We start from the raw sequence: 13,249 nt of genomic DNA on the forward strand, positions 1-13,249 counted from the left end.
GGCACCCCCGGCAGCGGTTGGCGGCCGGTCGCTTCTGCCCATCGGGTGAATATTCAATTTCATCACCGATCAAGACCCCGGCGAAGCCGCAGGCGGAGTGTCTCGCTCATTCGGCATCTTAACTGTTCGATCAGTCAGTGCATGCTGAGCGCTCCTTCCGCCGGGCGCTTCAATGTCCGCACCAAACGCGGCCATTGCCGTTTCTTGGTGCGGACGATCGGCGGCCCGGGCGACGAGCGACGGCGCGCGCGGCCTTCGCGGAACCATGGGGAGGAAAGCGGCTGAACGTTGAGGGCGGACAACGTTCGGCCTATCCGGCCTGATGCTACCCTCTGCATGGCCGGGAAGGATGCAAATGCCGTCTTGACATGTATATTCGAATTATCGTAGGTTCGCACAAATGAATATCGACAGCCAAACCATGCAACGGGCTGCGGACGAGGCCAGCGAGCTTCTCAAGGCCCTGGCCAACCGTCATCGCCTGTTGATCCTGTGCCAGCTCGTCGACGGGGAGAAGTCGGTCGGGCAGCTCGCGGAGTTCCTGGGCATCCGGGACTCCACCGTGTCGCAGCATCTGGCGCTCCTGCGCCGTGATCGGCTGATCGCTGGCCGGCGGGAGGGGCAGACGATCTGGTATCGGATCGAGAGCGAACCGGCACGGGCGATCCTGGTCGCTCTCTACCAGTCCTTCTGCACGCCTGCCTTGCCGGAGGCCGTAGGCGCCGAAGCCTGACCGGAAGGGAGGGTGACACGGACCGCGGCGGGTTCAGCCCAGAGCGTCGCGAGGGAACCCAAGCCCGTACCCCGTCGGGTGTTTGCAGATTCTTGTAACCAAACAGTTGCAAAAATTTGCAATCGTTATCATGTAAGTATCAACTGAAGGCGATGGCCTTCTCGGGAAAGGGCATGACCATGACGAGGAATATCGGAGGCATTGACCGGGCGGTCCGGATCATCGTCGGCCTCGCACTTCTGTCGCTCGTCGCCTTCGTCGACGGCGATGCGCGCTGGTGGGGGCTTCTCGGCCTTGTGCCGCTACTGACGGGTCTCTTCTCGCTCTGTCCGCTCTACACGCTCCTTGGCGTCAACACGTGTCCCATCAGGGGAGAACGCAGGTGAAGCTCGTCTGGATCACCGATGCCCTTGCCGTCGGCGAGCAACTCCGGCCCGGAGACGTCGAAACGCTCGCCGCTGCCGGTTTCGCGGCCATTGTCAACAACAGACCGGACGGCGAGACTCCCGGCCAGCCGGAGGCCGAAGCGATCGCGACGGCGGCGCGGCAGGCCGGGCTCGCCAGCATTCACCTGCCGGTTGCCGGCATGAATATCGGCGAGGAAACGGTGAGGGCCTTTCAGCGGGCCTTGGCCGCCAGCCCGGGCCCTGTCCTCGCCTTCTGCCGGTCGGGGACGCGCTCCCTCACGCTATGGGCCATCGGCGAAGTACTCGATGGCCGGATGGCGAAGGGCGATCTTGTCTCGTTCGGGGCCGAGCATGGGTTCGATCTCTCAGCCGCAGTCGCTTGGCTGACGACAAGGGGCGCACCGGACACCGGCCCTCAGACGCTTATCAGGAAAGGAACAGCCATGGTGCAGAAACCCGAAGTGACCGGCTTCTTCGACCCTCGCACCTGGTCGGTCCAGTATGTCGTTGCCGACCCGCAGACGAGGAAATGCGCGATCGTCGATCCCGTCTTCGATTTTGACGAGAAGTCGGGGCAGACGGCCTCGAAGAACGCCGATCGCATCCTCGCCTTCATCAGGGCGAAGGGCTACGAGGTCGAGTGGATTCTCGATACACACCCCCATGCCGACCATTTCTCGGCGGCGGCCTATCTGAAGGAGAAGACGGGCGCCCCGACAGCCATTGGCGAGAAGGTCACGGAGGTCCAGAAGCTCTGGAAGGGCTTCTACAACTGGCCGGATTTTCCGGCCGACGGCTCGCAGTGGGACCGGCTCTTCGCCGACGGCGACACCTTCAAGGTGGGCAACATCGACGCGCGGGTGATGTTCTCGCCCGGCCATACGCTCGCCTCGGTCACCTATGTCATCGGCGATGCGGCCTTCGTGCACGACACGCTGTTCATGCCGGACAGCGGAACCGCGCGCGCGGATTTTCCCGGCGGCAGCGCCAGGGTGCTGTGGCGCTCGATCCAGGACATCCTGGCGCTGCCGGACGAGACCCGCATCTTTACCGGCCACGACTACCAGCCGGGTGGCCGCGAGCCGCGCTGGGAATCGACCGTCGCCGAGCAGAAGGCGAAGAACATCCATATCTCGGAGTTCAGGACCGAGGAGGCCTTCGTCGCCGCCCGTGAAGCGCGCGACAGGACCCTGCCCATGCCCAAGCTGATCCTGCAGTCGCTGCAGATCAACACCAATGGCGGGCGCCTGCCGGAGCCGGAAGGCAACGGGCGGCGCTATCTCAAGATCCCGCTCGACCTCCTTGAGGGCGCGGCATGGGAGTGACATCCGTGACGGAAAGGTCCTTCGGCGAGTTGTCCGGCATGAAGGAGAAGGTGGGCGATGCGTCCGCCTTCCTGAAGAAGATGTCGAACCCGGACCGCCTGCTGGTCTGCTGCGCGCTCGTCGAGGGCGAGCGCTCCGTGCGCGAGCTCGAAGAGACGCTCGGCATCCGCCAGCCGGGTCTGTCGCAGCAGATCGCGGAACTGCGCGAGGCCGGCCTCATCGCCGGCCGCAAGGAGGGCAAGCACGTCTTCTACCGGCTCGCGGATCCACGCATCCAGGCCTTCATCGAGACCATGCACCGGCTGTTCTGCGAGACCGGTGCGCCCCACCGGCGTTTGCCGGCCTCATACGAGATCGACCCATGACAGAGTTCACACCCGTCGCCTCCTTCCTCGGGGGCACGATGATCGGCCTTGCGGCCGTTCTCCTCATGGCCGTCCATGGCCGCATTGCGGGCATGACGGGCATCCTCACCGGCCTCCTGCCGCCGCTCGCGGCCGACTGGGCCTGGCGCGCGGCCTTCATCGTCGGAGCGATCGGCGCCCCGGCTCTGATCGTCGCTCTGGCAGGCCGGTCCGCCATCGCTTTCGAGAGCAGCATGCCCGCTCTCTGGCTCGTCGCGGGTGGGCTCCTCGTGGGCTTCGGGGTCCATTTTGCCTCGGGCTGCACCTCCGGCCACGGCGTCTGCGGGCTTGCCCGGCTTTCGCCGCGATCGATGGCGGCGACGGTGACCTTCATGGCCGCGACCGCCGCCACGGTCTTCTTCGTCCGCCACGTTCTGGGAGGCCTGTGATGGCGCGTATCGCCCTTGCCCTTCTCGCCGGTCTCGTCTTCGGCGCCGGCATCGCCGTGTCCGGCATGATCAACCCGGCCAAGGTGCTCAATTTCTTCGATCTTGCCGGATCGTGGGATCCGTCGCTCGCCTTCGTGATGGGCGGCGCCCTCATCGTCACCGCGATCGGCTATCGCGTCGTGCTGCAGCGCCCAAAACCCCTCCTCGACGAGACCTTCCATCTGCCGACGGCACGGCGGATCGACTTGCCGCTCGTTTCGGGCGCGGCCGTGTTCGGCATAGGTTGGGGTATCACCGGCTTCTGTCCGGGCGGTGCCGTGCCGGCGCTCGGGCTCGGACAGCCGCGCGCGCTCATCTTCGTCACTTCGATGCTGGCCGGTATCGCGCTGGCGCGCTTCCTCCGCGGTGGCCTGGCCGGGCGGGCCCGGTCGCGTACTGCCTGACGACTGGTGGAGCGAGGCTACCATGCGCAGCGCTGTAGCTCGGCTTGAACGCTACCTGCCGATCTTGACGTGGGGCAGGGCCTATGACCGCGCAAGCCTCGTGAGCGACCTCGTGGCGGCGCTGATCCTCACGATCATGCTCATCCCGCAGTCGCTGGCCTATGCGATGCTCGCCGGCCTGCCGCCGGAAGTCGGCCTCTATGCGTCGATCCTGCCACTCGTCGCCTATGCGCTGTTCGGCACCAGCCGCACGCTTGCCGTCGGGCCCGTGGCTGTCGTCTCGCTCATGACCGCCGCAGCGGTCGGGGAGATCGTGGCGCAGGGGACCGCCGGCTATCTGGCGGCCGCCGCCGCGCTGGCACTGCTCTCCGGCGCGATGCTGATGCTGATGGGCCTCCTGCGGCTCGGTTTCCTTGCCAATTTCCTGAGCCATCCTGTGATCTCCGGTTTCATCACCGCATCCGGCATCCTGATCGCGGCGAGCCAGATCAAGCACATCCTCGGCATCGCGGGCGGCGGCGACACGCTGCCGGCGATCGTCGCGACGCTCGCGGGCGCCGTCTCCGGCGTCAATCCCCACACCGCCGCCATCGGGCTCGGCGTCCTGTCCTTCCTCCTGTTCGCCCGCACGCGGTTGAAGCCGCTTCTCATAGGGCTCGGCCTCGGGCGGCGCGCGGCCGATCTTCTGACCAAGGCCGCGCCGATCCTCGCTGTCGCCGTGACGATTCTCCTGGCGAAGGGCTTCGACCTTGCCGCGCACGGTGTTGCGCTGGTGGGCGCCATCCCGCCGGGGCTGCCGGCGTTCGCCGTCCCGGACATCTCGCCCCATCTTCTGGGGCAACTCGCCGGGCCGGCCTTCCTGATCGGCATCATCGGCTTCGTCGAATCCGTCTCCGTCGCGCAGACTCTCGCCGCCAAGCGGCGCCAGCGCATCGAGCCTGACCAGGAACTGATCGGGCTCGGAGCCGCCAATATCGCGGCCGGCCTGTCGGCAGGCTATCCCGTGACGGGGGGCTTCGCCCGCTCGGTCGTCAATTTCGACGCTGGGGCCGAGACGCCGGCTGCGGGCGTGTTCACGGCGGCTGGCATCGCCGTTGCGACCCTCTTTCTGACGCCTTTCCTCGCGGCTCTTCCGCAGGCCACGCTTGCCGCGACCATCATCGTCGCCGTGCTTTCGCTTGTGGACCTGCGGGCCATTCGCCATGTGTTCGCCTATTCACGAGCCGATTTTGCTGCCATGGCGGCAACCATCGTGGTCACATTGTCCTTGGGCGTGGAGCCCGGCATCGTGGCGGGTGTCGGTCTGTCCCTCTTCCTGTTTCTCTACCGCTCGAGCAGGCCCCACATGGCCATTGTCGGCCAGGTTCCGGGCACGGAGCATTTCCGCAACGTCGCGCGCCATGCGGTGCTGACGGAGCCGCACATCCTCTCGATCCGTGTCGACGAGAGCCTCTATTTCGCCAACAGCCGTTATCTGGAGGACCGGATCGCGCAGCTGGTGGCGGAACGGCCGCAGGTCCGGCACGTTGTGCTCATGTGCCCGGCGGTCAACGAGATCGACGCCAGCGCGCTCGCCAGTCTCGAGGCGATCAACCGCCGCCTCGCCGATGCCGGCATCGCCTTTCATCTGAGCGAGGTGAAAGGTCCGGTCATGGACCGCCTGCGGCGCTCCGATTTCCTCGACCAACTGACCGGGGAGGTGTTCCTCAGCCAGTTCGCAGCCGTCAGGTCTTTGCGCGGCGCGGAGCACCGGCCGCTCGCGGTGGTCTAGGGCGGCGGCTTCCGATCCCGTCGTTGACGGCAGGGAGCCTTTGATCGCCGTCAATGCCGCAGGGCGTGCCCCGGCGCAGCATCAGCCTGTTCACGGGCGACGGGGTGGGGGTCATGCATGCTCCGGCTGACGTTGCCGCCGCGCAGGCGGGTTCCAAAGAACATTCGCACTTGCGCATATACGACGAGTTGCGTATATAATTTTCAGAAATTTCTGAAATTGATGCTTGGGTGCGCGGTCATGAACCTTCCTCCCCTCGTCCAGTCCTTCGTGCTGCATTTCGGCGAGATGGGCAGCCGCTGGGGCATCAATCGCACGGTCGGGCAGATCTATGCGCTGCTCTATGTCTCGCCTCAGCCGCTCTGCGCCGACCAGATCGTCGAGGCGCTCGGCATCTCTCGCTCCAACGTCTCCATGAGCCTGCGCGAATTGCAGGCGTGGAATCTCGTCCTGCTCAAGCACCGGCCTGACGACAGGCGCGACTTCTTCACGACGCCAGACGATGTCTGGCAGATCCTGCGGACGCTCGCCGAGGAGCGCAAGAAGCGCGAGATCGACCCCACCCTGTCGGTCTTGCGCGAGATCCTGATGCAGAAGCCGGGCAATGACGACGAGCGCTTCGCCCAGGAACGCATGGCCGAGATGCACGGGCTGATCGAGCGCCTGACGACCTGGTACGACGACGTCAAGCAGCTCGACACCGACCGGCTCGCCATGCTGCTCGGCCTCGGCTCCCGTGTGACCAAGTTCCTCGAAGCCAAGGACAGGATCGTGTCCATCGCCCGCCGGAAACCGGCGGCCCGCGAACGCAGGGAATAGAGATGACACGGGCCGGCACGATCAGCACCGCTCCGGCGACCGCCCGGCGCAGCGCCATTCTTCCGGTGGGCGACGACCGTGCCGTCGTGCAGGGGGCGGGTGCCGGTGCAAGCCATGCCGCCAGTCGCGCGCAGCGACGTGCTGCGACGCGCACGGGCGCGATGTTCCAGGCGGCGGCCTCTCTCCTGTGGATCCCGCAGGCCGGGTTGCTCGCTTGGTCGGTCGCGGACATCGCCGGCGGCAGCGGTGTCGACGCCATTCTCGTCAATGCGGCCGGCGTGCTGCTCATCGGCATCTTGCGTGCGCTCCTCGATGCGCTCGGCGGCCGCATGGCCTTTCGCCAGGCGCGGGCCGTGCTCGCGGAGCGGCGCCGCGAGGCCGTGGCCGCGCTCGCTGCACGCTCCCCGGTCGATATCGGCCGCCCGGCGGCTGGCCTCGCCGCGAGCACGCTTGCCGAACAGGCCGAGGCCATCGTGCCCTATCTTTCGCGCTTCCAGCCGGCGCGGCTGCGGGCGAGCATCGTCCCGGTCGCCATCCTTCTCGTCGTGCTTGCCTGGTCCTGGGCCGCGGCGCTCGTGCTCCTCGTCGCCGCGCCGCTGATCCCCGTCTTCATGGCGCTCGTCGGCTGGCGTGCGAAAGCCGCGAGCGAGGCGCAGCTCGTCGAGCTCGGCGGCATGAACGCCTTCCTGCTCGACCGGCTGCGTGGTCTTGCCACCATACGCTCGCTCGATGCCGTGGATGCCACGGCGCAGCGGCTCAGGGCGGATGCCGAGAGCCTGCGCATCAGGACCATGGCCGTGCTGCGTATCGCCTTCCTGTCCTCCGCGGTGCTCGAGCTTTTCGCCGCCCTCGGCGTCGCCATGGTCGCCGTCTATGTCGGCTTCCACCTCCTCGGCCAGTTGCCGTTCGGCACCTGGGGCGATCGGCTCACGCTCGGGGAGGGGCTCTTCATCCTCCTGCTCGCGCCCGCCTTCTTCGAGCCGCTGCGCGACCTGTCCGCCGTCTGGCACGACCGGGCCGCGGGCGAGGCGGCGCTCGATGCGCTTGCGCGCCTGTCGCAGAAGGGCTGCGACCTGCCCGACGCCGAACATGTGCACCTGTCCTCTCGGCCGGAGGCCGGCGCTGCGCCATCGGTCCGCATCGAGAAGCTGCGCTTCGGCCATACCGGGCGCGGCGAGCCGGTCTTCGACAATTTCAACCTCGTGGTGGCGCCGGGCGAGCGCGTTGCTCTGCTGGCGCCGAGCGGCGGCGGCAAGTCGACGCTCATCGCCCTTCTGGCCGGGCTCGTGGCGCCCGAGAGCGGCCGCATCCTCATTGCCGGCGAGGCCCTCACGGCCCGGAGTGCCGGGCGCCTGCGCCGCCGCATGGCCTGGATCGGCCAGCGCCCGCATGTCTTCGCGGGATCGCTCGCCGCCAATGTCACGCTCGGCCGGGACGGGATCGGCCGGGATGCGGTCGAGGACGCGCTTGCTCTCGCCGGCCTCGCCGAGGTGGCGAAGCGGCGGGGCGCGGCGCCGGTCGGCGAGAACGGCGTCGGCCTGTCGGGCGGGGAGGCTTCACGCCTTGCCCTCGCGCGCGTCGCGGTGACGCCGGAGGCCGGCCTCATCCTTGCCGACGAGCCGACCGCCCATCTCGACAGCGTGACTGCCGCGAGCATCACCGAGGCGCTGATCCGGCTCTCCGCGGGACGGACGCTGATCGTGGCGACGCACGATCCTGTGCTCGCCGCCCGCATGGACCGCATCATCCATCTCTCCGCGACACGCCTGGAGGACGCCGCATGACCGGGCTTGTGCGCCAGCTCCGTCCCGTCGCCGGGCTCTTCCTCTCCGGCAGCCGTGCCATGCTGATCGCAGGCGTCTTGCTGTCGGTCGCCACGGCCCTCTGCGGCATCGCGCTTCTCGGCCTCTCCGGCTGGTTCATCACCGCGACCGGGATCGCGGGCCTCTCGGCCGCCACGGCGCTCGCCTTCGACGTCTTCGTACCGTCCGCCGGCATCCGCTTCCTTGCGCTCGCGCGGACCGCGTCCCGCTACGGCGAGCGGCTGACGACACATGACGCTACGCTCGCCGTGCTCGCCGCGCTGCGTGAGCGCCTGTTCCGCGGCTGGGCGCAGCCCGGTGCCGCGCGGGACCTCGTCAAGCGGCCGGCGCGCCTCCTGTTCCGCCTGACGCTCGACATCGACGCGCTCGATTCGCTCTATCTGCGTGTCATCGTGCCCATCATCGGCGCTTGTGCCGTCGCCCTTGCGGCGGGCGTCGTGCTGGAGCTGATGCAGCCGCTCCTCGGCTTGTCTGCCGCCGGCTTCCTCATCCTTGCCGGCGCCGGCCTGCCGGCCGCCGCGGCCGTGGCGGCGCGGCGGCCCGCGCGGCGCCGCGCCCATGGGCTCGAGGTGCTGCGCTCGCGCGCCATCGACCTCGTGAGCGGTCAGACCGAATGGATCATGGCCGGGCGGCTCGCCGCGCGGCAGGATGGCCTTGCCGCCGCCGACCGCTACCTGTCCGAGAGCGACGATGCGCTGAACCGCATCGAGGTGCGCACCGGCGCCGGTTTCGCCGTCGCGGGGGCGTTGCTTCTGGCTGGCACCCTCGTCGCGGTCGCGCTGCTGGCCGAAAGCGGCACCATCGGCGCGCCGGTCGCGGCGCTCGGCCTCCTGGTGACTCTTGCGGCGATGGAGCCCTTCGCAGCGCTGCGGCGGGGCGCGGTCGAACTCGGCCGCACGCTCATCGCGGCCGGACGGATCGCGCCGCGGCTCGCTTCGCCCTTGGAAGCAGCAGGCCCCGTCGCGCCGCCCGCCGGCGTCGCCGCCCGCCTCGAGGACGTCACGGTGCGGTATCCGGGTGCCGCGAGGCCGGCCCTCGACGCCATCACGCTCACCATCGGCGAGGGCGAGCGCATCGCGCTCATCGGTGCGAGCGGTGCCGGCAAGTCGACCTTGCTCGGCCTGCTGGCCGGCGAGGTCGCTCCGCAGGCCGGCCAGGTCGCGCGCCGCGCGGCGACGCTGCTCACCCAGCGCACCGAGCTGTTCCAGGACACATTGCGCGACAACTTGCGCCTCGCCGACCCGCGGGCGGACGATGCCCGCCTGATCGAGGCGCTCGACGCCGCCGGCCTCCGGGACGACACCGAGGCACTGCCGAACGGGCTTGACACCCGTCTCGGCGAGGGCGGCCACGGCCTGTCGGGCGGTCAGGCGCGGCGGCTCGCCCTCGCGCGGCTGCTGTTGCGCCCGACGCCGCTCTGGCTCCTCGACGAGCCGACCGAAGGGCTCGACGGGATGACGGCACGCGACGTTCTCGCCCGTCTTGGCGGAAGCGCCGGAGACCGGACGATCGTCGTCGCGACGCATATCAGGCGCGAGGCGGAGGCTGCGGAGCGCCTCGTCATCATGGATCGGGGGACCATCGCCGCCATCATCGCCCGTGGCGAGCCCGGCTTTCAGGCCGCGCTCGCCACGCTGCGACCCGACTGACGGTATTCGACCGCAGCAAGGCGCCGCCCGCCGGTGACGCCGCAAGCACAGGGGGCCCGGGCAAGCCGGACTTGACGTCAAATGGAACTCGACATCGTCGCCCTATCGCGGCTGCAGTTCGCGATGACCGCGCTCTACCACTTCCTCTTCGTGCCCTTGACGCTCGGCCTTTCCGTGCTGCTCGCCATCATGGAAACGGTCTATGTCATGACCGGCCGTCCGATCTGGCGCCAGATGACGAAATTCTGGGGCACGCTGTTCGGCATCAACTTCGTGCTCGGCGTCGCCACCGGCATCGTCATGGAATTCCAGTTCGGCATGAACTGGAGCTATTACAGCCACTACGTCGGTGACATCTTCGGCGCGCCGCTCGCCATCGAGGGCCTGATGGCCTTCTTCCTCGAGGCGACCTTCGTCGGACTGTTCTTCTTCGGCTGGGACAAGCTGTCGAAGGTCGGGCACCTGATGACGACCTGGGCCGTGGCGCTCGGCTCCAACTTCTCGGCGCTGTGGATCCTGATCGCCAACGGCTGGATGCAGAACCCGGTCGGGTCGGCCTTCAATCCCGAGACGATGCGCATGGAAGTGACCGACTTCTTCGCGGTGCTGTTCAACCCCGTCGCGCAGGCCAAGTTCGTGCATACGGTTTCGGCCGGCTACGTCACCGCCGCCATCTTCGTGCTCGGCGTTTCGGCCTGGTATCTCCTCAAGGGCCGGCATGCGGAGCTCGCCAAGCGTTCGATGACCGTGGCCGCGTCCTTCGGCCTCGCCGCCTCGCTGTCGGTCGTCGTGCTGGGGGACGAGAGCGGCTATCTCTCCACCGAGCACCAGAAGATGAAGCTCGCCGCCATCGAGGGCATGTGGGAGACGGAGCCGGCGCCCGCTGCCTTCACCCTCGTCGGCTTTCCCGACCAGAAGGCGCGCGAGACCCATTATGCGATCAAGATCCCGTGGGTGATGGGGCTCATCGGCACCCGCTCGCTCACGCAGGAGATCCCGGGCATCGACGAACTCGTCACGCGGGCCGAGGCGCGTATCCGGCAAGGCATCGCGGCCTTCGACGCCCTGCAGCAGATCCGCGCCGCCGGCGGGGCGGACAAGGTCACGTCGGAGGTCCGTCAGGCCTTCGAGAACAACGGCCATGACCTGGGCTATGCGCTGCTCCTCAAGCGCCACGTCGACGATCCGCGTGAGGCGAGCGAGGCCGACATCAGGCAGGCGGCCTGGGACATGGTTCCGCACGTGCCGACGCTGTTCTGGTCCTTCCGCATCATGGTCGGGCTCGGCTTCTTCTTCATCGGCCTGACGGCGCTTTTCTTCTACCTGTCGGCGCGGCGCCGGCTGGACCGCTATCCCGGGCTGCTGCGCCTTGCGGTCTTCGCCATACCGCTGCCGTGGATCGCGGCCGAGCTCGGCTGGATCGTGGCGGAGTTCGGCCGGCAGCCGTGGATCATCGAGGGTGTGCTGCCGACAGCCGCTGCTGTCTCGAGCCTCGGCGCCTCGACGGTGCTGATGACGATCATCGGCTTCGCTCTGATCTACACGGTTCTCATCGTCATCGAGATGGCCCTGATGGTCCGCGCGATCCGCAAGGGCCCGGAGGCAGACGACGAACCGGAGGCCGAACTCGTTCCCCAGTCTCTCGTCGCTGCAGAGTGAGCGCCATGATTCTGCATCAACTCATCGACTACGAAACCCTGCGTGTCGTCTGGTGGCTGCTGCTCGGCGTTTTGCTGATCGGCTTTGCCGTGATGGACGGCTTCGACCTCGGCACGGCCACGCTGCTGCCCTTCGTCGCGAAGACGGACGTGGAGCGGCGCGTCGTCATCAATGCCGTCGGTCCCGTCTGGGAAGGCAACCAGGTCTGGCTGATCCTCGGCGGCGGCGCCATCTTCGCTGCCTGGCCGCCGCTCTATGCCGTGTCTTTCTCGGGCTTCTACCTCGCGATGTTTGCGATCCTCTTCGCGCTCATTCTGCGCCCGGTGGGCTTCAAGTACCGCTCGAAGCGCGACAGCGCGGTCTGGCGGGCCGGATGGGACTGGGCCCTCTTCGTCGGCGGCTTCGTGCCCGCGCTCGTCATGGGGGTCGCTGTCGGCAACGTCCTTCTGGGCGTGCCCTTCCGGTTCGATCCGGACCTGCGCATCTTCTACGAAGGAACGACGCTCTTCGAGTTGCTCAACCCCTTCGGCCTCCTGTGCGGGCTCCTCTCTGTCGCCATGCTCGTCATGCACGGCGGCGCTTGGCTCGTGCTGAAAAGCGAGGGTCCGGTCGCCGAACGCTCGCGCATCTGTGGCAGCATCGCTGCCTTCGTCACGATCGTCCTCTTCGCACTCGGCGGACTGTGGCTGTGGCTCGGCGTTGACGGCTACCGGATCACCAGCGAGATCGCCACGACCGGTGCCTCGAACCCGCTCGCCAAGACCGTCGAGCAGGCTCCCGGTGTCTGGTTCGAGAACTACGGCCGCCATTCCTGGATGATGCTCGCGCCGGTCCTCGGCTTCGCCGGCGCGCTCGGCAGCCTCGCCTTCTTCAAGGCGCGGCGCGAGGTTTCGGCGCTGCTGGCCTCGTCGGTGGCGATCCTCGGCATCATTTCGACGGTCGGGCTGTCGATGTTTCCGTTCATCCTGCCCTCGTCGATCGATCCGCGGTCGAGCCTGACGGTGTGGGATGCCTCCTCGAGCCATCTGACGCTCTTCATTATGCTCGTGGTCACCGCGATCTTCGTGCCGCTCGTCGTCGCCTATACGACGTGGGTCTACCGCATCCTCTGGGGCAAGGTGGACGCCAAGGCGATCAGCGACGGCAGCGGCCACGCCTATTGAATGGAGAGTGCAATGTGGTACTTCGCCTGGCTTCTTGGCCTGCCGCTCGCAGCTGCCTTCGCCGTGCTCAATGCCATGTGGTACGAGCTCATGGACGATGCGGCGAAGGCGCGGATGGAGCCCATCCGCGCCACGGACGGCGAGCGACCGTCCCGCTGAACGCGAGGAGACGCCGCCCTCGGGCGGCGTCTTGCCGTTGGTGGCCGGCCGAAGCTCAGCTATAGGGCGACCAGCACGGCTGGCGCGGGCCGTCATGTGGCTGGTAGCTGTTGTTGTACGCGCGGTAGGACCGATAGTGGGCGTAGCACCAGCGGATGTGCGCCGCCGGCAGGGGCGGCGTGAGCGCCCGGCCGGCCGCAACCCCTGCGGCGAAGGCGGCCGACGGGAACCAGTAGCCGTTGTGGTACCGGTAGCCGGGGCGGGCCACCACGAAGCCGCGGTAGCCGTTATAGTAATAGATGCCGCCGACGGCGTAGAAGCCGCGGCGATGCACGATCGGCTCGACGAGATCGGGCTCCGCGACCGAAACGAGCGTGGATGCGCCGGCGGCGAACGCGGACGGCATGGCGGCGGCCGGCGTCACCGCCGAAACGAGCGCGAGCGCGGCGGCGCGGACGGCTGTGAGCAGCCTGTGTCTCATTGGATCTCTCGGTGCTGTGGCTTG

Annotated in this window: 14 protein-coding genes; 13 read left to right on the forward strand and 1 reads right to left on the reverse strand. The window is 68.0% G+C overall.

Annotated elements, in window-relative coordinates:
* The first annotated feature begins 400 nt into the window (after window positions 1-400).
* The 13 genes from P2T65_RS03500 (at window position 401) to cydX (ending at window position 12,744) form a co-directional block, all read left to right on the forward strand.
* Window positions 401-733, forward strand: a complete 333-nt coding sequence (locus P2T65_RS03500) for a metalloregulator ArsR/SmtB family transcription factor (RefSeq protein ID WP_055458535.1) — start codon at window positions 401-403, stop codon at window positions 731-733.
* A gap of 179 nt (window positions 734-912) precedes the next feature.
* The gene (locus tag P2T65_RS03505) at window positions 913-1,119 is read left to right on the forward strand and encodes a DUF2892 domain-containing protein (RefSeq protein WP_055458944.1); all 207 of its coding nucleotides are present in this window, start codon (window positions 913-915) and stop codon (window positions 1,117-1,119) included.
* Window positions 1,116-2,465: a bifunctional sulfur transferase/dioxygenase Blh gene (gene blh, locus P2T65_RS03510; RefSeq protein WP_055458534.1), complete on the forward strand. Its 1,350-nt coding sequence runs from the start codon at window positions 1,116-1,118 to the stop codon at window positions 2,463-2,465. Before P2T65_RS03505 ends, blh begins: the two co-directional genes overlap by 4 nt.
* Window positions 2,466-2,503: 38 nt before the next feature.
* Window positions 2,504-2,830, forward strand: coding sequence for a metalloregulator ArsR/SmtB family transcription factor (locus tag P2T65_RS03515; RefSeq protein ID WP_186438088.1), 327 nt, complete (start codon window positions 2,504-2,506; stop codon window positions 2,828-2,830).
* On the forward strand, window positions 2,827-3,258 hold the full coding sequence (locus P2T65_RS03520; protein WP_055458532.1) for a YeeE/YedE thiosulfate transporter family protein: 432 nt from the start codon (window positions 2,827-2,829) through the stop codon (window positions 3,256-3,258). The genes P2T65_RS03515 and P2T65_RS03520 overlap by 4 nt, the downstream gene beginning before the upstream one ends.
* Complete coding sequence (locus P2T65_RS03525; protein ID WP_055458531.1) at window positions 3,258-3,701, forward strand: DUF6691 family protein; 444 nt, start codon at window positions 3,258-3,260, stop codon at window positions 3,699-3,701. The genes P2T65_RS03520 and P2T65_RS03525 overlap by 1 nt, the downstream gene beginning before the upstream one ends.
* 22 nt (window positions 3,702-3,723) lie before the next feature.
* The gene (sulP, locus tag P2T65_RS03530; protein ID WP_276199202.1) at window positions 3,724-5,472 is read left to right on the forward strand and encodes a sulfate permease; all 1,749 of its coding nucleotides are present in this window, start codon (window positions 3,724-3,726) and stop codon (window positions 5,470-5,472) included.
* 240 nt (window positions 5,473-5,712) lie between these two features.
* A complete protein-coding gene (locus P2T65_RS03535) occupies window positions 5,713-6,291 on the forward strand; it encodes a GbsR/MarR family transcriptional regulator (RefSeq protein ID WP_055458529.1) in 579 nt (192 codons plus the stop codon).
* Between the two features lie 2 nt (window positions 6,292-6,293).
* Window positions 6,294-8,075 (forward strand): thiol reductant ABC exporter subunit CydD, encoded by a 1,782-nt coding sequence (cydD, locus tag P2T65_RS03540; protein ID WP_276199203.1) that lies wholly within the window; start codon window positions 6,294-6,296, stop codon window positions 8,073-8,075.
* Entirely contained in the window at window positions 8,072-9,763 is a 1,692-nt protein-coding gene (gene cydC, locus P2T65_RS03545; protein WP_055458527.1) for a thiol reductant ABC exporter subunit CydC, read from the forward strand. Before cydD ends, cydC begins: the two co-directional genes overlap by 4 nt.
* 81 nt (window positions 9,764-9,844) lie before the next feature.
* Window positions 9,845-11,422, forward strand: coding sequence for a cytochrome ubiquinol oxidase subunit I (locus P2T65_RS03550; RefSeq protein WP_055458526.1), 1,578 nt, complete (start codon window positions 9,845-9,847; stop codon window positions 11,420-11,422).
* Between the two features lie 5 nt (window positions 11,423-11,427).
* Entirely contained in the window at window positions 11,428-12,585 is a 1,158-nt protein-coding gene (gene cydB / locus P2T65_RS03555) for a cytochrome d ubiquinol oxidase subunit II (RefSeq protein ID WP_063188672.1), read from the forward strand.
* Between the two features lie 12 nt (window positions 12,586-12,597).
* Complete coding sequence (cydX, locus tag P2T65_RS03560; RefSeq protein WP_055458525.1) at window positions 12,598-12,744, forward strand: cytochrome bd-I oxidase subunit CydX; 147 nt, start codon at window positions 12,598-12,600, stop codon at window positions 12,742-12,744.
* A gap of 55 nt (window positions 12,745-12,799) precedes the next feature.
* Here the strand turns inward: cydX and P2T65_RS03565 are convergent, their stop codons facing one another.
* A complete protein-coding gene (locus tag P2T65_RS03565; protein WP_276199204.1) occupies window positions 12,800-13,225 on the reverse strand; it encodes a BA14K family protein in 426 nt (141 codons plus the stop codon).
* Window positions 13,226-13,249: the final 24 nt, after the last annotated feature.

Origin of the sequence: Chelatococcus sp. XZ-Ab1, assembly GCF_029309855.1 — a bacterium.
In the GTDB taxonomy this organism is placed as follows: Bacteria; Pseudomonadota; Alphaproteobacteria; order Rhizobiales; family Beijerinckiaceae; genus Chelatococcus_A; species Chelatococcus_A sambhunathii.